Below are 18,981 nucleotides of genomic sequence, written 5' to 3'. Positions count from 1 at the left end.
CTAATGAACCTCAAGACATCCCTCTTCGTGCTCGGCACGATTTCCATGCTTTCCGGCGTCGGTGTGGCCAGCGCGCAGGCGGCGGACGCATTGCGCGTGCGCGGCACGGTGGTCAGTTTCGAGCCGTCGCTGCTGACCGTGAAAACCCGTCAAGGCGATACTTCCGCGATCAAGCTGAAAGACGGCTGGAAGCTGGCGTTGCCAAAGCGTCTGTAAACGACATCAAGCAGGGCGATTTCCTCGGCATCGCCTCTGTCTCCAAGGCCGACGGCGGCAGCGGCGCGCTGGAAGTGGTGGTCTTTCCGGCTGCCTTGAAAGGCACTGGCGAGGGGGACCGCCCCTGGGACCTTGAGCCGAACAGCCGCATGACCAACGGCACCGTCGCCGACGTCACCGACATAAACGGGCGGGCGGTGACGTTGACCTATGACAATGGTCAGACGAAGAAGATCTCGATACCCGACGGTACGCCCGTCGTCACGTTCGCGCCGGCCGCGGCGGCCGATCTCAAGCCAAGCGCGACGGTTTTCGTTACCGCTCAGCGCGAGGCTGACGGCACGCTGAGTGCCAGCCGCGTCGTGGTGGGAAACAAAGGTGTGGTCCCGCCTATGTAGGCCAAAACGGACGACACGGCTTTCGGCCTGCGCCCTCGCAACGGTGCAGGCCCTCCGGCTTGCCCGGCAACAGTCCAGAAACAAAATTCTACAGTCGGGAAATACTGACGAAAAAATTCAGGAGCGTAATTCCATTCGCGGCGGTCGGGATATCGGCCCGATTGATACCTGCCTGCGAAAGAAGGAAACGATCCAATGAAGAAGTCCCTCCTCTCGGCCCTCGGGCTTGCAGCTGCAATCGCTTTCGCGGTGCCGGTGGTCGGCGCGACGAGAGCGGACGCGGCCCCGATGGCAAAGCATCATCACCATCACCATCACCATCATCGCCACCACCATCGCTATCACCACCATCACCACCACCACCATCATCATCACCACATGAAGAAGATGACAAAGAAGACCTACTAAGCATACCAGACTGCCAGAGAAGACCGGTCTTGGCTTCCTGTTCGAGGCCGGTCTTCTCCGGTCATGCAATGCCTGGCCCGGACGACCCGGGCTAATCCGACTGCCGGATGGCGGCGACGGTCCAGCTGTAGCGACAACAAGCAAGTGCCTTTGATGCGACGCCAAACCGCGATACGGCAAGGGGTACTTCCAACCGGCACGCTGCGCCGGATCAGGCTTCGCCAACAAGGCCAGGGTATCCCCGATGACGGCCAAGGCCGATCTTTCCCGGACAGACCGCATTGTCCTGTCGGTCGCGCGATTGTGGCTGACGCTGCGCCATCCTGTCCTTGTCGTACGATTTGTCATGAAACTGGGCTATCTGCCCAATCCGGCCGCGCCCGTGCGCTATAACGAGCTTTTGCTCTGGCGAAAGATCCTCGATCGCAACCCGCTATTCGTGACGCTGACCGACAAGCTCGCGGCCAAGGCTCATATCCGGGAAACCTGCCGCGATGTCGCCGTGCCAAAGACGCTCTGGTCCGGGCGCGACCCTGCCGACCTTCCACCTGACCTGCTGACCGGAGACGTCGTGGTCAAGGCAAACCATGGCTGCGCCATGAACATTTTTGTCTCCAACGGCGAACCCGATCGCGCCGCCATCGTGCGCAAGGCCAGCCGCTGGCTCAAAAAACGCTACGGCCGGCGCAATGGCGAATGGGCCTATTGGCCTGTCGTACCGGCCGTTTTCGTGGAGGAGCCGCTGGCACTCAGCGGCGGGACGATCGCCACCGACATCAAGGTCCATCTCTGTAGCGGGGTGATATCCCATGTCTGGGTGGAGGATAAGCACGCCAAGCGCTCGCTGCTGTTCGACCGCGACGCCAATCCGTTGCCCGGCCGCGATCCAGACTATCCCGGGGAGGACCAGGCCTTGCCTGTCAATGCGCGGCTCGTCGCCTATGTCCGCCAGGCGATCTCGATCGCGCCCGGCATAGCCGGCGACCTCGATTATATCCGTATCGATTTTCTGGTCACCGACGATCGTCTCTATGCCGGCGAGGTCACCGTCTACTCGGCCGCCGGATATGGCACATGGACAAACCCGGCGATCGCCGGGGAAATCGAACGGCTGTGGCGGCTCGATCAATCCGCATTCTTGCGTCGGAAGCACAAACGGGCCGTACGCCTCTATGCCGACGCGCTTCGTGCCAGATGCCGGAGCGGCACTACAAATCGCTGATATGAATGAGAATGGCGGCCGGCCTGGAAAGGCGAGCCGCCATTTCTCAGGATTCCTTGTCCTGGGGTGGCAGTCAGCGCCGGCTAAACAGCAGGCTGGCGACGAGACCGAGCACGACAAGGCCGACCGCAGCGGCGGCCGCCGGATGGTCGCGTGCCGATTTCTCGATCACCCTGCCCTGTCTGCGGATTGCCGGCATGGCATCTCGCAGGCGCTCCGCAAGATCCGAATATGTATCAAGAGCAGCATCACGGCTGTCTTCATAATAAACGCCACCCCGCTTTGACACTGCCTTGCGCAACGCCGCGAGTTCCCTCGAGAGAGCCGCGACCTGCTTTTCGAGGTCGATGTCCGAAAGGGTCGAAAATGAAGCCATCATGCGTTTCCTTGTCTTGCAGAAGGAAACGTAACGCCTCACCCGACCGCCGGTTCCGGTTTCGAGGCGTCAAAGCACCCGGTGCTGGCGGTCAGCGCACCTGGTCAAGCAGACGCTTGCATTCCAGGAGGTCGAACAGCGCCTCCTGCAGCAGCGCGCGATTGTCACGCGAGAGTTTCGACGCGTCCGGCGCGACCGGACCTTCCTCGTCGCTCTTGCCCAGGCCGAAAAAGCGGCGGCTGGGCTTGACCCTTGGCTGGCCAACCAGTTCGTCATCTCCGCCGCGCGGCTGTGCGGCCGGCGTCAGGGGCACCTGGTCGGCCTGCTTGCGTTGCGAGATCGCCTCGACCGCGGCCATGTCGCCATTGCCGATGGCGACCAGGAAATGATTGCCGTTTTCGCGTAGCAGCTTCTGCACGCCCTTGATGGTGTAGCCCTGGTCATAGAGCATGTGGCGGATGCCCTTGATCAGTTCGACATCCTGCGGCCGGTAGTAGCGGCGGCCGCCGCCGCGCTTCATCGGCTTGATCTGGTTGAAGCGCGTCTCCCAGAAACGCAGCACATGCTGCGGCAGGTCGAGATCTTCCGCGACCTCGCTGATAGTGCGGAAGGCGTCGGGGCTCTTGTCCATGGGCGAAATCCTCACGCTGGAGCGTGGCCCGGAACGGTCTTCAGACGAGATCGCGCCCAACGAGGAGAAGAGCTTGTTCCGCCAGCGCGGAACAGATCATACGCCAGAACACCAATCCGGCCATACCCGCCGAATCGGGCCTTATTTCAGCGGTTTGTGAAGCAATATTCAAGCCCGCCGTCATCGCGGCGCCGGTTTTCAACCGTGCAATGAAGGCTATTTGCCGCCCTTGGCCTTGCTGTTCTGGTGAGAACGCAAGATGCGGCTCTTCAACACGTTGGACGATTTGAAGGTCATCACCCGACGCGGCAGGATCGGAACTTCCTCGCCGGTCTTGGGATTGCGTCCGATGCGCTCATTCTTGGAGCGGACATGAAATGTCGCGAAGGACGACAGCTTCACTGTCTCGCCGCGCACGATCGCTTCACAGATTTCGTCCAGCACGGCCTCGACGAGTTCGGCGGACTCAGTGCGCGACAGGCCGACCTTTCTGTAGACGGCCTCGGCCAGGTCGGCGCGAGTAAGTGTTTTTCCCCCCATGCGACCGTCCCATCAGTTCAAACGTAAAATCGGCACAACAGCGGCAGAGCCTAAGTAATTGATCCGGCAAGGTCAAGGACCGAAACCGGACCGTTCTCCACTTACCAGCGAACCAGAACGGCGCCCCAGGTGAAGCCGCCGCCCATCGCCTCCAGGAGCACCAGGTCACCCTTCTTGATGCGGCCGTCGGCGACGGCCACCGACAGCGCCAGCGGTACGGAGGCAGCCGAGGTGTTACCGTGCAAATCGACGGTCACCACCACCTTTTGCTCTGCTATCCCGAGCTTCTTGGCTGAAGCGTCAATAATCCGTTTATTGGCCTGGTGAGGCACGAACCAGTCAAGGTCTTCGGCGGTAATGCCAGAGGCCGAGAAGGTCGCCTCGATGACATCGGTGATCATGCCGACCGCGTGCTTGAAGACTTCGCGGCCTTCCATGCGCAAATGACCGACCGTTCCCGTCGTCGACGGTCCGCCGTCGACGAAGAGCTTCTCCTTGTGCGCGCCGTCGGAACGCAGGCTGGCCGCCAGCACGCCCCGGTCGGCGATCGTGCCGGCCCCCTCGCCCGCTTCCAGAACCAGCGCACCGGCGCCGTCGCCAAACAGCACGCAGGTCGAGCGATCGCTCCAGTCGAGAATGCGCGAAAAGGTTTCCGAACCGATGACCAGCACGCGCTTTGCCAGGCCGCCGCGGATATAGAGGTCGGCTGTCACCACCGCATAGACGAAGCCGGAGCACACCGCCTGCATGTCAAAGGCAAAACCGTGGTGCATACCGAGCCGGTTCTGGATTTCGACGGCAGTGGCGGGGAAGGTGTTGTTTGGCGTCGAAGTCGCCAGCACGATCAGATCGACGTCGTCCGGGGTCAATCCGGCATCGGCAAGGGCGGCGCGCGCCGCGGCCTCGCCCAGGGAAGCCGTCGTCTCGTCGTCAGCCGCGATATGGCGCTGGCGGATGCCGGTGCGCTGGGCGATCCACTCGTCGGAGGTCTCGACCATGCCTTCAAAATCGGCATTCTTCATGATGCGGCGGGGCAGCGCGGAGCCCGTGCCGCGCACAACTGATCTGATCAAAATTCTTTCCTATTCCTTTGCGTCGGTAACGACGTCGGATTTCCTAGATGTCAGGGCATGCGGGTTGCGCGCATGGAACAGATCGAGGTCGGCCTCGATGCGGTCGAGCAGATTGTTGCGCACCATGTCGTAGCCGAGTTCGATCGCCGCGGCGAAACCATCCGAATCGGCGCCGCCATGGCTTTTGACGACGATGCCGTTCAGCCCCAGGAACACGCCGCCATTGGAGCGGCCGACATCCATCTTCTCGCGCAGGCGGTCGAAGGCGCCCTTGGCGAAGACATAGCCGATCTTGGCCATCAGCGTGCGGCTCATCGCGGCCCGCAGATAGCCGCCTATCTGGCGGGCGGTGCCTTCAGCCGTCTTCAGCGCGATGTTGCCGGCGAAGCCTTCCGTCACCACGACGTCGACCGTCCCCTTGCCGATGTCGTCGCCTTCGACGAAGCCATGGTAGTTCATCGAGGCCATGTTGGCTTCGCGCAACATGCGTCCCGCTTCCTTGACCTCTTCCTGGCCCTTGATCTCTTCCACGCCGACATTGAGCAGGCCGACCGTGGGCCGGGCGATGCCGAATACGGAACGCGCCATGCCGGTGCCGAGAATGGCAAAATCGATGAGTTGGTGCGCATCGGCGCCAATGGTGGCGCCCACATCAAGAACCACGCTTTCGCCACGCAATGTCGGCCACAATGCCGCAATCGCCGGGCGTTCGATGGTGGCCATGGTGCGCAGGCAGAATTTCGACATCGCCATCAGCGCGCCGGTGTTGCCGGCGGAAATGCATGCATCCGCGGCGCCCGATTTGACCGCCTCGACCGCCTTCCACATCGACGATTTCCAGCGGCCGTGGCGCAGCGCCTGGCTCGGTTTGTCGTCCATCCTGACCGCGATCTCGCAGTGGAAGAACTCGCTGACCTCGGCCAATTTGGGGAACTTGGCGAGTTCGGGGCGCACCAGTTCCTCACGTCCGTAGATGACGAAGCGGATGTCGGGACGGCGGGTCGCGACCGTCATGAGCGCTGGAATGACCACGGTTGGTCCGTGATCGCCGCCCATGGCATCGATGGAAATCCTGATCACGCGGTATTCATCTCACGGTTAGGCGGCAAGTCGTTTTAGTGATCGCAAAGGCTCGGCGAAAATAGCGGTTTTAGGCTGTCGCACAACCGACTTTTCCGTCGCGGGCGAGGTTTTCAGGATTTTCCCAGCAAGGATCGCAGTTTTTGCTGAAATTCATTCTCCGCCGATCCGGTGTCGTCACCGGCATCAAGCGACGCGCCGGGCTTGCGCGGATAGGGGTCGATCGCCAATCCGAAGAACTGTTCGGCAAGCGCCCCGACATCGATGGTGTCGCCTGAAAATGTCTCGGGGCTATCGGGCCCATCCGCGTCGAGCAGAATTTCGCCGCCGCCATCGAATCCCTGCCGTCCGAGCTTGGAGTCCTCGGGCAAGAGCAGCGCCTCGACCGGCTCATCGATATGTGCCTGGACGGGGTCGAGCGTGACGATGCAGGCCTGGGTGATGTCTGCCTCGACACGGCCGCTGACCTTGACGCCATTGCGCTTCCACGACGTAACCAGCAGTTCTGCGCGATAGGCTTCGACCGACAGCAGCCCATGCGCCTCGGCGAGCGCGGCGCGCTGTGCGGGGTCGGCCTCGATCACCACGGGCAGCCCCTTCTGCGGCAACCGGGCGACATTGGCGAAAAAGGATACCGGACTTTGCATATCGGCGTGTTTCATCGATCAGCCTCCATTGGCTCCTGGAAATGCCACAGTGCCAGCAACGATCGATTCGCTCGGCTGCGCACTCAGTTGCCGGCTGGCGTCGGCGACATACCCGGCCAAACGCGATGCTTCCGGCCAGGCGCCGGCGTCGGGACGGACATTACGGGCAAGTGCCGCGGTCAGACCATCGTGATCGTTTCGTTCCAGAGCATCATCATAGGCGGCGGTGCGGCCATAGAACATCTTCGCCAGTTTCTTCATACGTTTTGGCACACCGACGTCGCCAATGCCCAGTTCCCGCAGCGAGTGATCGACATCGAGGAAGAACTCGTCGATCAGCACCTGGGCGATCTCCTGGGCCACGCCGTCCTCGCCGCGCAAGCGGTGCTGGACCAGGAACATGTGCAGCGAAAGCATCTCGAAACGGCCGAGCGGCGTGTCCGGCACATTCCAATGGGAATAAAAAGCAGTCTGCCGCGCCGCCGCCACGATTTGTGCGTAAAGCGCGTCGGTGATGGCGCGGTTGGCGTGGCGTTCGCGGCCAAGAAGGCGCTGGAACATGGGGATGGTCTCCGGGGACCGTTTGTTGAATTGGCCTTGTTGCATCGGCAAGCAAGCTGGTTTACCGGTTTTGCGGCCCAGCGCAAGTTGCGGCGATATAATGGAGAATTGTTGTTGCGCGCGCTGAATTTCAAGTCGACCTTCTCGTCCAGGCCCGCCGGCGCGATCTCGCTGCTGGTTGTCATATCGGCGCTCTCGGCATGCCACACCAACAAGATGATCGGTGACCTCAGCCCGAGCGAAACGTTCACGCAAGGGTATGTCTACGACCAGCAGGCCGTCGATTCGGTGCCCGTCGGTTCCAGCCGCGAACAGGTGCTTCTGGCGCTTGGCACGCCATCGACGACGGCGACGTTCGACAACGAGGCGTTTTATTACATTTCGCAAACCCGCAAACGCTATGTCGCCTTCGACAAGCCCAGGCTCGTCGACCAGAAAGTGCTCGCGGTCTATTTCGGTGCGGACGGCCGCGTCACCCAGATCGCCAACTACGGCTTGAAGGACGGCAAGATTTTCGACTTCATTTCGCGCACCACGCCGACCGGCGGCAAGGACCAGAACTTCCTCAGCCAGATCATCAACGGCGCCAGCAAGCTGGCCCCCGGCATTCCCGGCGGCACCCCCTGATCTTTAGATTCCTGCTTCCCTAGAATCCTGCTTCCCTGACTTTGGGGGAACGGAAATGTCTCAGGCGACCGAAAACCCGTGAGAGCGATCTCACGGGTTTTTGTTTGGCCAATGAGGAGCCGGCTCGTCAGGGGTGTGGCAAACCCATATCCAACCGTCCAGGCTTGGGGCTTGGACATGAGCAGTGACGACCGTGCGGTGCCGGATGGCTGGATGACGACGGGGACACCCGAGCGGCAGACAGTGACATCGGACTGGCTTGCCATCGATCCGCCGTCGATCGACGGCGTCAGGATCGAGGAAATCAGGCCGGTCGCAACGTCCAACCCGCGAGGATCGCTCCTCGCGGGTTCTTGATTTCAAGCGTTGAGCTATTTCAAGTTTCCGGGCTCCCGCTCAGCCGTGCGCGAGCACTGCCAGCAGCAGCAAGGCCACGATGTTGGTGATCTTGATCGCCGGGTTGACCGCCGGGCCGGCGGTGTCCTTGTAGGGATCGCCGACGGTGTCGCCGGTCACCGAAGCCTTGTGCGCCTCGGAGCCCTTGAGGTGCTTGACGCCGTCCTTGCCGGTGAAACCGTCCTCGAACGATTTCTTGGCGTTGTCCCAGGCGCCACCGCCCGAGGTCATCGAGATGGCAACGAACAGGCCATTGACAATGACGCCGAGGAGCGAGGCGCCAAGGGCAGCGAAGGCGGACGCCTTCGACCCCGAAATCAACAGCACCCCGAAATAGACGACGAGCGGCGCCAGCACGGGCAGCAGCGACGGGATGATCATCTCGCGGATCGCCGCCTTGGTCAGGAGATCGACCGCGCGGGCATAGTTCGGCTTCGAGGTACCGGCCATGATGCCCGGATCCTCGCGGAACTGCTTGCGCACCTCCTCGACGATGGCGCCAGCCGCGCGGCCGACGGCCGTCATGGCGATGCCGCCGAACAGGTAGGGAATGAGGCCGCCGAAGATCAGGCCGGCGACGACGTAAGGGTTGGAGAGATCGAAGGAGATTTCGCCCATGCCCTGGAAGTAAGGATACTTGTCGCCATTGGCGGCAAAGAACTTCAGGTCGTTCGAATAGGCCGCGAACAGCACCAATGCGCCGAGGCCGGCCGAACCGATGGCGTAGCCCTTGGTCACCGCCTTGGTGGTGTTGCCGACCGCGTCGAGCGCGTCGGTGGAGTGACGCACTTCCTTGGGCAGGCCTGCCATTTCGGCGATGCCGCCGGCATTGTCGGTGACCGGGCCGAAGGCGTCGAGCGCCACGATCATGCCGGCAAGGCCGAGCATGGTGGTGACGGCGATCGCCGTGCCGTAGAGACCGGCAAGCTGGTAGGTCGAGATGATGCCACCGACGATGACGATCGCCGGCAGCGCCGTCGATTCCAGCGAGACCGCGAGGCCCTGGATGACGTTGGTGCCATGTCCGGTCACCGATGCCTGGGCAATCGAGTTGACCGGACGCTTGTTGGTGCCGGTGTAGTATTCGGTGATCACCACGATAAGGCCGGTCACCACGAGGCCGATGAGGCCGCAGATGAACAGGTTCTTGCCGGTGATGACGATGCCGGCGACCGTGCCGACCTCGCCCCAGCCGAGCGTGGCCGAGGTGGCGACGCCGAGACCCACGATCGACAGCAGGCCGGTCACGATCAGGCCCTTGTAGAGCGCGCCCATGATCGAGCCGTTGGAGCCGAGCTTGACGAAGAAGGTGCCGACGATCGAGGTCAGGATGCAGGCGCCGCAGATGGCGAGCGGATAGAGCATCGCCGCACCAAGGATGGCGGTGCCGCCAAAGAAGATGGCGCCCAGCACCATGGTGGCGACAACCGTCACGGCATAGGTCTCGAACAGGTCGGCGGCCATGCCGGCGCAGTCGCCGACATTGTCGCCGACATTGTCGGCGATGGTGGCCGGGTTGCGCGGATCATCCTCCGGAATACCGGCTTCGACCTTGCCGACCAGATCGCCGCCGACATCGGCGCCCTTGGTGAAAATGCCGCCGCCGAGGCGGGCGAAGATCGAGATCAGCGAGGCGCCGAAGCCGAGCGAAACCAGCGAGTCGATTACAATGCGGTCGTTGGGCTGGAGGCCGAGGAACTGGGTAAGGATGAGGTAGTAGATCGAAACGCCAAGCAGGGCCAGGCCAGCCACCAGCATGCCGGTGATGGCGCCCGACTTGAAGGCGATGTCGAGGCCGGCGGCAAGGCTGTTGGAAGCCGCTTGCGCGGTGCGCACATTGGCGCGCACCGAAACATGCATGCCGATGAAGCCGGCGGCGCCCGACAGAACGGCGCCGATCAGGAAGCCGATGGCGGCGGTGATCGACAGCAGCCACCAGGCGAGCACGAGCACGACCACGCCGACGATGGCGATGGTGGTGTACTGGCGCGCCAGGTAGGCCTGCGCGCCTTCGCGAATGGCGGCGGAGATTTCCTGCATGCGCGCGTTGCCCTGATCGGCCGCAAGGACCGAACGTGTCGCCCATATGGCGTAAAGGACAGACAACAAGCCGCAGGCGATGACGGCGGAAATTATGGTCATTGCCGGGTTTTCCTCGATTGTTGGCCCAAAAGAACCCCTCCCTGGGCCGTTGAGACAAAGACGGAATCCCGTGCATGGAATCCCCCTCTTCGCATCGGTGTATGCGAAACAGGGCTGCGAACGTCAAGATATTGTTCGATTTTTGCCCGGCTTTCGCCCAAAAGGTCCAGGCGGGCGAGTGTGGGTCGCGATCGCCCGGCGGTTAGATCGATTGAAATCGATCCCGACCATCGGGCATGGTCAGTCCGCTTCCCTGCCCATGCGCCGCGCCGCGTAGCGCTCGACCGCGGACAGTCCATCATAGATCAGCACGGCAAGCGCCGCGACGATCAGACCGCCCTGCAGGATGAAGGCCAGATTGTTCGACAGCAAGCCGGCGATGATCACTTCGCCGAGCGTCCTGGCGGCCACCGTAGAGCCGATGGTGGCGGTGGCGAGGCTGATCACCACCGACAGCCTGATGCCGCCAAGGATGATCGGCGCGCTGAGCGGCAGTTCGACCTTGGTGAGCCTTTGCCAGCCAGTCATGCCGGCGCCACGCGCCGCCTCGACGACATTGGCCGGCAGCGTCGTCAGCCCGGTCAGCGCGTTCTCGAAGATCGGCAGCAGGCCATAGAGAAACAGCGCGATCAACGTCGGCTTCTCGCCGAAGCCGACGGCCGGCACGGCGAGCGCCAGCACCGCCACCGGCGGAAAGGTCTGGCCGATATTGACCAGGCTGCGCGACAGCGGCAGGAATTCAGCGCCGGCAGGCCGGGTCACCAGGATGGCAAGCGCCACAGCGACGATGGTGGCCGCGACGGTCGCGATCAGCACGGTGCGCAGATGCAGCAGCGTAAGCGTCAGCAGGCTGCCTTGATTGTAGATCGCGGGAGCGTTGTTTTCGGTCAGCGGCTTCAGCAACGGCTCGAACCAACCCGGGCTGGTGATGAAGGCAACGAGCAACACCACCAGTGCAAGCCTGAGCAGCAGAGGCAGCCAGGCTTTCATGCCGGCCTCGCCGCCCGCTTGATCAGGCCATCCACGGTGACGCGACCGAGCGGCTTGCCGTCGGCGCCCTTCACCGGCAGCGCCGGTCTGCCGGACCAGAGAAGTTCCGCGAGCGCGTCACGCTGGCTGGCGTCGCCGGGGATCGCCTCGCCTTCGGCCCCGCCCTGCTCCACGGCGTCGCGCACTCGCCCGAGCGACAGCAGCCTGAATGGCCTTTCGCTGGCGCCAACCAGCGTCTCGACAAAGGCGTTGGCCGGCCTCGCCAGGATCTCCGCCGGCCTTGCATATTGCACGAGCTTGCCGGCATCCATCACCGCGATCCTGTCGCCCATATGCACGGCCTCCTCCATGTCATGGGTGACGAGGATGATGGTGGTGCCGAAGCGCTTCTGGATCGCCAGCAGATCCTCTTGCGCCTTGGTGCGGATGATCGGGTCGAGCGCGCCGAACGGCTCGTCCATCAAAAGCACGTTGGGCTCGGCGGCGAGTGCGCGGGCAACGCCAACGCGCTGCTGCTGACCGCCGGACAGTTCGTGCGGATAGCGCGGCCCGAACTCCTGGGGGTCGAGCTGGTAGAGCGTCATCAGTTCATCCACGCGGGCCTTGATGCGCGCCTTGTCCCAGCCAAGCAGCACCGGCACGGTGGCGATATTCTGCGCCACGGTGCGATGCGGAAACAGGCCGTGGCCCTGGATGGCGTAGCCGATGCTGCGGCGCAGTTCGTAACCGGGCACCGATCGATTGTCGGCGCCGTCGAGCTTGATGACGCCTGACGTCGGTTCGACCAGACGGTTGATCATGCGCAACAGCGTCGTCTTGCCGGAACCCGAGGTACCGACAATGACGGCGATGGTGCGCGGCTCGATGACCATTGAAACGTTGTCGACGACCGTGGTCGCGTCATAGCGCTTGGTGATGCCTTCGATCTCGATCATGCCGTTTCTACCCTGCGCTTGGTGGCGGTCATTTCGATCACCGCATCGAGGATGATGGCGGCGGCAAAGGCGAGCGCCACGGTCGGCACCGCGCCGAGCAGCACCAGATCCATCGCCGTCTGGCCGACGCCCTGGAACACGAACACGCCAAAACCACCGCCGCCGATCAGCGCGGCGATGGTGGCAAGACCGATGTTCTGCACCAGGACAATGCGGATGCCGGTCAGGATCACCGGAAAGGCCAGCGGAAACTCGACACTGAACAGGCGCTGGCGATCGGTCATGCCCATGCCTCGCGCCGCGTCATTGGCGGCACGCGGCACGCCGGCAAGGCCGACCACGGTGTTGGCCACCACCGGCAGCAGCGAATAGAGAAACAGCGCGACGAAGGCGGGGGTCGTGCCGATGCCCCTGATACCGAGCGCGGCGGCGCCCGGCACATGGGTTGCGACCCAGCCGAGCGGCGCGATCAGCAGGCCGAACAGCGCGATCGAAGGGATGGTCTGGATGATGTTCAAGACGTTGAGGACGCCGGCCCGCAGGCTTTCGACGCGGTGGCACAGGATGCCGAGCGGCAGGCCGACGATCACCGCGGCAAGCAGCGAGCCGAGCGCCAGGGTCAAATGTTTGGAGCCTTCGGCCCAAAAGCTGTCGGCGCGGTTGGAATATTCCTTGAGGATCGAGAGGCTGTCCCAGCGTCCCCACATCAGCAGCAAGCCGATGGCTAGCGCCGCAACGACAAGCACGCCAACGCGCGCCGAGGGCGGCAGGTTGAGCCGGGTCAGCACGTCGGCGAGCAAAAGCGTGAAGGCGAAGATGAGAATCCAAAAGCCGGAGGCCGGCGAGATCCGGGCAAAGGTATTGCCGGCCGGAGTGAGGAATGTGCCGGCGACGCCGATGAGCAGGGCCAGCGCGACAAGCGCGACCACGCTGGCGGCAAGGCGCAGCGCCAGCGGCGTCCTCAACAATGCGATGAGCGCCGCGACGATCACGATTGCCAGAAGCAGTGGTCCGGTGGTCGCCGGCAGTGCGTCAAGGATCGAACGCGCCTGCCCGGGGACGATGCGATTGGCGTGGAACGTGGCAAAGGGCGCGGCGAAAGCCGCATAAGCGGCGATCGCCGCGATGACGACGCCGAGCTTGTCGAAGCGGAGGGTCATAAGGTGCGTTGGCGCGAGGCGCCCCCCTCTGGCCTGCCGGCCATCTCCCCCTCAAGGGGGGAGATCGAAAGTCGCGAGGGTCTTCGCCAACCGGTGGAATTGCAGAAAGAAGCGGGACGCAGGAGCCGCCAATCTCCCCCCTCGAGGGGGAGATGTCCGGCAGGACAGAGGGGGGCGCCTCGCACCAGCGTCACTTTCAAGCTGATTACTTCAAGAACCCGTTCTTCTTCAAAAAGTCCTCGGCGACGCCCTTGACCGGCTCGCCGCCAACCTGCACGCGCCCATTGAGCTCCTGGAGGGTGACGAGATCGAGCTTGGCGAAAACCGGCTTCAGCAGCGTCTCGATCTCCGGATGCTCCTTCAGCACGGATTCGCGGATGATCGGCGCCGGCTGGTAGACCGGCTGCACGCCCTTGTCGTCGGTCAACACGACGAGGCCTGACGGTGCGATGCCGCCATCGGTGCCGTAGACCATGGCGGCATTGGCGCCGCTGGTCTGGTTGGCGGCCGCCGCGATGGTCGCGGCCGTGTCGCCACCCGAGAGGGTGATCAGCTGGTCAGGCTTCAGCGTGAAGCCATAGGTGGTCTGGAAGGCCGGAAGGGCTGCCGCCGAATTGACGAACTCGGCGGAGGCGGCCAGCACCACCTTGCCGCCGCCGGCGACATACTTGCCGAAGTCCGAGAGCGTGCCGAGTTTGTTCTCGTCGGTCACTTCCTTGCGCAGGGCGATCGCCCAGGTGTTGTTGGCCGGCGCCGGCGACAGCCAGACGATCTTGTTGGCGTCGTAGTCGAGCTTCTTGGCCGTCTCATAGGCCTTGGCGGCATCCTTCCACACGGGATCATCGGCCTTCTCGAAGAAGAAAGCGGCATTGCCGGTGTATTCGGGATAGATGTCGATCTCGCCGGCGGTGATCGCCTTGCGCACCACCGGCGTGCCGCCCAGCTGGATGCGATCCGTGGTCTTGATGTTGTTGGCGTTGAGAACGAGCTGGATAATGTTGCCAAGCACGCCACCCTCGGTGTCGATCTTCGAGGAGACGACGACCTGAGCGCTCGCGGAAGCCGCCGTGATGGCGAGCGCGATTGCCGCGCTGGCCAGAACCTTGACTGAAAACATTATGAGAATCCCTTGCTGTGAACCGGAATGCGGTGGCCGCATATGAGCATGGCTTCAACGGCCAGTCGGGGCACACGGTTTCATAAGAAAGGGGATCGACGCAATATTTTTGTTCCGTACGCGCCGATGTCGGCCCGGCGGCAACAGCGGGCTGGCGGTCGGCCGCCATCGGGTGGATAATGCCGCGGGGGTGCGGGGGCAAACACGGAGAGCGTGTCATGGCCATACACAAGGTCGGTTATCTCATCGGCAGCCTCGCCCGGGAGTCCATCAACCGCAAGCTCGCGAAGGCACTCGTTCAACTTGCCCCTCCCGAGCTCGAAATGACGGAAATCGGCTTCAAGGATCTGCCGCTCTACAGTTACGACTATGACGCCAATTTCCCACCGGCCGCCCAGGCTTTCAAAAAGGCGATCGCCTCGGTCCAGGCCGTGCTGTTCGTCACCCCGGAGTACAACCGCTCGATCCCCGGCGGACTGAAGAACGCAATCGACTGGGCCAGTCGCCCCTACGGCAAGAATTCATTCGCGCGCAAACCGTCCGCCGTCATCGGAGCATCGCCGGGCGCCATCGCGACCGCTGTCGCGCAACAAAGCCTGCGCAGCGTTTTGAGTTTCTGCAACTCGCCGCAGATGAACGCGCCCGAAGCCTATATCCAGTTCACGCCTGGGCTGATCACGGATGAGGGCGAGGTGACGGTTGAATCCACCGAGGACTTCCTGCGCAACTATATGGCTGAGTTCCACATGTTCATTGCGCGGGTGCTTCAGGTTTTGCCGCCGGACGCATAGCTGTCAGCCGGCCGTAAGCTCTTCATCTTCAGCGCGCCGAGTGCCACGAAGCAAAGCGCGGCGACCGGAAAGATCATCCAGTTGAGCATCGTCCAGCCCCAGGCGTTGTAGACCATACCCGACATCAGCGACGCGCAGGCGACTGAGCCGAACAGGACAAAGTCGTGGAAGCCCTGCACCTTGCCCTTTTCGGAAGGGTGGTAGCTGGCCGCCACCATGGCGGTGGCGCCGATGAAGGCGAAATTCCAGCCGAGGCCGAGCAGGATCAGCGCTGTCCAGAATTGCCACAGCGCCAGGCCCGACAAGGCAACGACGGCACAGCCGATCAGCAACAGCAGGCCGATGGCGACAATGCGCTCGGCGCCGAAGCGATGGATCAGCGAGCCGGTGAAGAAGCTGGGCCCGAACATCGCCATGACGTGCCAGGAGATGCCCAGCGTCGCATCGTCCTCGGACAGGCCACAGCCAACCATGGCGAGCGGCGCGCCGGTCATGACGAAACTCATCAGCGCGTAGCTGCCGACCGCGCAGAAGAGCGCCGCGACGAAACGCGGCTTTGTGACGATTTCGGAAAGGGGTCTGGCATCGCCGTCGGCAACGTCCACCTTGCTCGCGGTCTTTGCCGGCAAGCGCAGGAACGACAGGATGATGGCGCCGACCGCCGCCAGCGGCAGGATCGAGGCGAAAGAGCCGGCAAACATGACAGGCGCGAACAATTCGCGGGTGAAGATGACGATCTGCGGCCCGAGAATGGCGGTGATGATGCCACCGGCGAGCACGAAGGAGATGGCGCGCGCCTTGAACGCCGGCGGCGCGTTGTCGGCCGCGGCAAAACGGAACTGCTGGACGAAGGCGCCGCCGACGCCGATGACGAGCAGCGCGAACGCGAACAGCCAGAAGCTGCCATGGAACAATGCCAGGGTGGCGACCAGCCCGCCGAGCGCTGTGACGACGGTTCCGGTCATGAAGCCGCCGCGCTGCCCCAGCCAACGGATGATGGCCGCAGCCGGCAAGGCACCGAGCGCCACGCCGAGGTTGAAGCCGGTGATGGGCGCCGTCGCCAGGGATTTGTCGGCGCCGAGCAGATATTGCCCGGCCAATGCGCCCATGGAGATGGCGATGGGGGCCGCCGAGCCGATGATCGCCTGCGAGGCGGCGAGGATCAGCGCGGTGCGCCGCGCCTCTTTGCCCGCCTCGACGGCGATGGCGGTCACGAAGCGTCCTTGCCGCGACCCTCGCCACGCACGCGGCGTGACACACGGTCGAGCACGGCATTGACCAGCTTCGGCTCGTCTTCCTCGTAGAAGGCCTTGGCGATATCGACATATTCGGTGACGATGACCGCGACCGGCACGTCATCGCGCTTCATTAGCTCGTAGACGCCCGCACGCAGAATGGCACGCAGCGTGGAATCGAGGCGCGACAGCGGCCAGTCGTCGGTCAGCGCCTGGCGGATGATCGGATCAATGGTCTTCTGGTTCTCGACGACGCCGGTCAGGATGGCGCGAAACCACTGCGCGTCGGCCTCGCGGTAGAGCGCACCGTCGACTTCCTTGCCGAGGCGGAACGCCTCGTACTCGGCGGTGATCTCGAACACGCCACTGCCGGCGACATCCATCTGGTAGAGCGCCTGCACGGCGGCCAGACGGGCAGCACCGCGCTTGTTGGCGTGGCGCACCGCGGGCTGTCCTGGCGAAGCGGGTTCGCTCACGATCGCGCTCCCAATTGTTCCTTCAGCGCGATCATGGTCAGCGCCGCACGCGCGGCAAAGCCACCCTTGTCGCCTTCCGAGCGCTTGGCCCGCGTCCACGCCTGCGCATCGTTCTCGGTGGTCAGGATGCCGTTGCCGATGCAGACCGAGTCCTGCACGGACAGGTCCATGAGCGCACGGCTGGATTCATTGGCGACGATATCGAAATGATAGGTATCGCCGCGGATAATGGTGCCGAGCGCGACAAAACCGTCATAGCCCGTCCCGCCTTCGGCCCTGCCGTCGAGCGCGAAGGTGATCACTGCGGGAATTTCGAGCGAACCAGGAACTGTGACGACGTCATAAGTCGCGCCCGCTTCCTCGAGCGCATTCGTCGCGCCGTCGAGCAGCGCGTCGGCAAGGTCGTCGTGAAAGCGCGCCTCGATGATGAGCAAATGCGCTTTCGCCTTCGGGCGAATGAAGGCTTTGCCGTGTTGGGATATGCCAGCCATAGAAGTCTCCGGGGGTTGCCGGTGACTTAGGCCGAAGCCGGATTGATCGCAAGCGGAAGATTGCTGGGAGGTGGGTCAGGCCTATCGCCTCTTTGGGCAAGGTGTCGAGACCGGGCAGTCCGTACCAAGGCTTTCAGCCCAGGCACGAACGGCTTCGTGATCCACCACACGGCCGGCATTCACATCGGCCAATGCTTCCCGCGTGAGCCGCTCTTGCTCTTTGGAGTTCCCGCTTTCCATCACAGTCACTTCCTCATTTGAACAGCTCTGCGATGTCGGTCATTGGCCGGAAGAACTTCATCGGCTGATCCGGGAATGGCAGAAAACTCTCGCGTTGATAAAAACCGCGTGCATTTTCGTCCTTGGCATCGACCACAATCGCGAACGAAGCAATCTCGCTCCTGACGCAACGGGACAGAGCGTCAGCCAGGAGATATCGGCCGTAGCCCTGCCCCCGATGCCGCCTGTCGACAGCGAGGCGTCCTAGCAACGTGGCCGGAATGAGCGGATAGCGGGGAAGCTTGCGAACGGTTTGGGCAGGCCATTCGCCGATGGCTACGGCGGTTGCGGACAGCGTGTAATACCCGGCCACGGCCCCGTCCGGCAAAACAAGAACAAAGGGTGCCGCGACGTTCTTGCGCGCATCCTGCCCGGCCTGCACCCTGAAATACCGATCGAGCGCCTCTATGCCGCTCTCGAAAGATGTCCTGTCGTGCTGCAGATCAAGCACTTCGACCCGAAGAGCCCCCTCGGCCGAACTGCTCACCTTTAGGTACCGGTGGCTTGACGATAGTGGCGCACCGTCTCACGCAGACGATCATTCACGGGTTGCGGATTGATCAAAGCATCCACGAAGGCGCGACTATCGCGGACGGAAAGATCGAGGCGCTGATGCTCCTCGATCGCTCGGCGGGCTGCTTCCTGGATGCTGGTCAGCACAAAATCCGTCACCGTCCGGCCCTGAAGTGCGGCTGCGTGCTCGATAAGATTTTTCTGATCGGCCGTGAGGCGCGCTTCCAAACGCTCGCTACGGACGCGGCTGCGAGGTGTATTCAAAGCGGGTGAAGTCATCTTCGTCTCCTGGCGACAATGTACGGCCAATGGCCGTAAATTTCAAGATTTATCTCACGCGCAGGCGTGGAACATCAGGGCCGCTCGCCGTCCCTGCTGCGCGACCAAGATCATGATGTCGCTAAACATATCTTCGATGGAACCGTGGTCGCGCCCGGCGTGCCGAAGATCGCTTACCAGTTCCCGGACGGAACCTATGTCGATAGCGCCATGGATGCGCGACATGACCCAACCCAGTGATGGAAATGTTTCGCACGTCTGGATCGTCGTGCCGTGCGTATTTCAGGCAGACATCTTGCGCGAAATACAAGTCGTCGTGCCTCGATATGCTGAGGAAAGCCCGGATCCGCTGATGCACATCACCATACAGCAGGTCCTTGTAAGTCTTCGAACTGACG

The 18,981-nt window shown here is 63.0% G+C and carries 24 protein-coding genes and 1 pseudogene; 8 read left to right on the top strand and 17 right to left on the bottom strand.

Features of this window, described 5'->3' with window-relative positions; all coding sequences use genetic code 11:
• Window positions 1-3 precede the first annotated feature (3 nt).
• The 3 genes and pseudogenes from EN861_RS14040 (at window position 4) to EN861_RS14030 (ending at window position 2,244) form a co-directional block, all read left to right on the top strand.
• Window positions 4-614 (top strand): annotated as a pseudogene (locus EN861_RS14040) (hypothetical protein).
• A gap of 195 nt (window positions 615-809) precedes the next feature.
• Window positions 810-1,022: a hypothetical protein gene (locus tag EN861_RS14035; RefSeq protein WP_135864057.1), complete on the top strand. Its 213-nt coding sequence runs from the start codon at window positions 810-812 to the stop codon at window positions 1,020-1,022.
• A gap of 244 nt (window positions 1,023-1,266) precedes the next feature.
• Window positions 1,267-2,244, top strand: coding sequence for an ATP-grasp fold amidoligase family protein (locus EN861_RS14030; protein WP_135864055.1), 978 nt, complete (start codon window positions 1,267-1,269; stop codon window positions 2,242-2,244).
• A gap of 73 nt (window positions 2,245-2,317) precedes the next feature.
• On the opposite strand, the gene EN861_RS14025 is transcribed toward EN861_RS14030, so the two are convergent.
• Window positions 2,318-2,620 (bottom strand): hypothetical protein, encoded by a 303-nt coding sequence (locus tag EN861_RS14025; protein WP_135864052.1) that lies wholly within the window; start codon window positions 2,618-2,620, stop codon window positions 2,318-2,320.
• Window positions 2,621-2,711: 91 nt separating this feature from the next.
• Window positions 2,712-3,251, bottom strand: coding sequence for a MerR family transcriptional regulator (locus EN861_RS14020; RefSeq protein ID WP_127280880.1), 540 nt, complete (start codon window positions 3,249-3,251; stop codon window positions 2,712-2,714).
• On the opposite strand from EN861_RS14020, the gene EN861_RS35440 reads away from it, so the two are divergent.
• On the top strand, window positions 3,250-3,411 hold the full coding sequence (locus EN861_RS35440; RefSeq protein ID WP_189343631.1) for a hypothetical protein: 162 nt from the start codon (window positions 3,250-3,252) through the stop codon (window positions 3,409-3,411). The genes EN861_RS14020 and EN861_RS35440 overlap by 2 nt on opposite strands.
• A 56-nt stretch (window positions 3,412-3,467) precedes the next feature.
• Here the strand turns inward: EN861_RS35440 and EN861_RS14015 are convergent, their stop codons facing one another.
• From EN861_RS14015 to EN861_RS13995, 5 genes are all read right to left on the bottom strand, one after another.
• On the bottom strand, window positions 3,468-3,791 hold the full coding sequence (locus tag EN861_RS14015; RefSeq protein WP_006201891.1) for an integration host factor subunit alpha: 324 nt from the start codon (window positions 3,789-3,791) through the stop codon (window positions 3,468-3,470).
• A 101-nt stretch (window positions 3,792-3,892) separates the two neighbouring features.
• A complete protein-coding gene (locus tag EN861_RS14010) occupies window positions 3,893-4,864 on the bottom strand; it encodes a beta-ketoacyl-ACP synthase III (RefSeq protein ID WP_135864050.1) in 972 nt (323 codons plus the stop codon).
• A gap of 9 nt (window positions 4,865-4,873) precedes the next feature.
• Window positions 4,874-5,944: a phosphate acyltransferase PlsX gene (gene plsX / locus EN861_RS14005; protein ID WP_127869623.1), complete on the bottom strand. Its 1,071-nt coding sequence runs from the start codon at window positions 5,942-5,944 to the stop codon at window positions 4,874-4,876.
• 113 nt (window positions 5,945-6,057) lie between these two features.
• Window positions 6,058-6,606, bottom strand: a complete 549-nt coding sequence (locus tag EN861_RS14000; protein WP_135864048.1) for a DUF177 domain-containing protein — start codon at window positions 6,604-6,606, stop codon at window positions 6,058-6,060.
• A gap of 3 nt (window positions 6,607-6,609) precedes the next feature.
• Window positions 6,610-7,152 carry a ubiquinol-cytochrome C chaperone family protein gene (locus EN861_RS13995; protein ID WP_135864046.1) on the bottom strand — a complete coding sequence of 181 codons (543 nt, stop codon included), beginning with the start codon at window positions 7,150-7,152 and terminating at the stop codon, window positions 6,610-6,612.
• 114 nt (window positions 7,153-7,266) lie between these two features.
• On the opposite strand from EN861_RS13995, the gene EN861_RS13990 reads away from it, so the two are divergent.
• On the top strand, window positions 7,267-7,779 hold the full coding sequence (locus EN861_RS13990) for an outer membrane protein assembly factor BamE (protein WP_135864044.1): 513 nt from the start codon (window positions 7,267-7,269) through the stop codon (window positions 7,777-7,779).
• A gap of 177 nt (window positions 7,780-7,956) precedes the next feature.
• Window positions 7,957-8,136, top strand: a complete 180-nt coding sequence (locus EN861_RS13985; RefSeq protein ID WP_245512028.1) for a hypothetical protein — start codon at window positions 7,957-7,959, stop codon at window positions 8,134-8,136.
• Between the two features lie 39 nt (window positions 8,137-8,175).
• Here EN861_RS13985 and EN861_RS13980 read toward each other — a convergent pair whose 3' ends face one another.
• The 5 genes from EN861_RS13980 to EN861_RS13955 all read right to left on the bottom strand — a co-directional run bounded on the left by EN861_RS13980 (window position 8,176) and on the right by EN861_RS13955 (window position 14,519).
• Window positions 8,176-10,317: a sodium-translocating pyrophosphatase gene (locus EN861_RS13980; RefSeq protein ID WP_135864041.1), complete on the bottom strand. Its 2,142-nt coding sequence runs from the start codon at window positions 10,315-10,317 to the stop codon at window positions 8,176-8,178.
• A gap of 240 nt (window positions 10,318-10,557) precedes the next feature.
• Window positions 10,558-11,307, bottom strand: coding sequence for an ABC transporter permease (locus EN861_RS13975; protein WP_127279858.1), 750 nt, complete (start codon window positions 11,305-11,307; stop codon window positions 10,558-10,560).
• Window positions 11,304-12,242, bottom strand: coding sequence for an ABC transporter ATP-binding protein (locus tag EN861_RS13970; protein ID WP_127279857.1), 939 nt, complete (start codon window positions 12,240-12,242; stop codon window positions 11,304-11,306). Before EN861_RS13970 ends, EN861_RS13975 begins: the two co-directional genes overlap by 4 nt.
• A complete protein-coding gene (locus EN861_RS13965; protein WP_135864039.1) occupies window positions 12,239-13,402 on the bottom strand; it encodes an ABC transporter permease in 1,164 nt (387 codons plus the stop codon). The genes EN861_RS13970 and EN861_RS13965 overlap by 4 nt, the downstream gene beginning before the upstream one ends.
• A gap of 205 nt (window positions 13,403-13,607) precedes the next feature.
• Entirely contained in the window at window positions 13,608-14,519 is a 912-nt protein-coding gene (locus tag EN861_RS13955) for an ABC transporter substrate-binding protein (protein ID WP_135864037.1), read from the bottom strand.
• 218 nt (window positions 14,520-14,737) lie between these two features.
• On the opposite strand from EN861_RS13955, the gene EN861_RS13950 reads away from it, so the two are divergent.
• Window positions 14,738-15,310, top strand: a complete 573-nt coding sequence (locus EN861_RS13950; RefSeq protein WP_135864035.1) for an NADPH-dependent FMN reductase — start codon at window positions 14,738-14,740, stop codon at window positions 15,308-15,310.
• Here the strand turns inward: EN861_RS13950 and EN861_RS13945 are convergent.
• From EN861_RS13945 to EN861_RS13925, 5 genes are all read right to left on the bottom strand, one after another.
• A complete protein-coding gene (locus tag EN861_RS13945; RefSeq protein WP_135864032.1) occupies window positions 15,286-16,524 on the bottom strand; it encodes an MFS transporter in 1,239 nt (412 codons plus the stop codon). The two genes, EN861_RS13950 and EN861_RS13945, sit on opposite strands and share 25 nt — an antisense overlap.
• Window positions 16,521-17,021, bottom strand: a complete 501-nt coding sequence (nusB, locus tag EN861_RS13940) for a transcription antitermination factor NusB (RefSeq protein ID WP_127281214.1) — start codon at window positions 17,019-17,021, stop codon at window positions 16,521-16,523. The genes EN861_RS13945 and nusB overlap by 4 nt, the downstream gene beginning before the upstream one ends.
• Window positions 17,018-17,512 carry a 6,7-dimethyl-8-ribityllumazine synthase gene (gene ribH, locus EN861_RS13935; RefSeq protein WP_127281215.1) on the bottom strand — a complete coding sequence of 165 codons (495 nt, stop codon included), beginning with the start codon at window positions 17,510-17,512 and terminating at the stop codon, window positions 17,018-17,020. Before ribH ends, nusB begins: the two co-directional genes overlap by 4 nt.
• 253 nt (window positions 17,513-17,765) lie before the next feature.
• A complete protein-coding gene (locus EN861_RS13930) occupies window positions 17,766-18,278 on the bottom strand; it encodes a GNAT family N-acetyltransferase (RefSeq protein WP_135864030.1) in 513 nt (170 codons plus the stop codon).
• A 2-nt stretch (window positions 18,279-18,280) separates the two neighbouring features.
• A complete protein-coding gene (locus tag EN861_RS13925) occupies window positions 18,281-18,583 on the bottom strand; it encodes a DUF1778 domain-containing protein (RefSeq protein WP_127281067.1) in 303 nt (100 codons plus the stop codon).
• 66 nt (window positions 18,584-18,649) lie between these two features.
• Between EN861_RS13925 and EN861_RS35435 the strand changes: the two genes are divergently transcribed.
• Window positions 18,650-18,823, top strand: a complete 174-nt coding sequence (locus EN861_RS35435) for a hypothetical protein (RefSeq protein WP_189343630.1) — start codon at window positions 18,650-18,652, stop codon at window positions 18,821-18,823.
• The last annotated feature ends 158 nt before the right edge of the window (window positions 18,824-18,981 follow it).

Origin of the sequence: Mesorhizobium sp. M8A.F.Ca.ET.218.01.1.1, assembly GCF_004791165.1 — a bacterium.
Taxonomy (GTDB): domain Bacteria; phylum Pseudomonadota; class Alphaproteobacteria; order Rhizobiales; family Rhizobiaceae; genus Mesorhizobium.
Note: the sequence above shows the minus strand (reverse complement) of the source record. Positions and strands in the feature narration are given on the sequence as shown.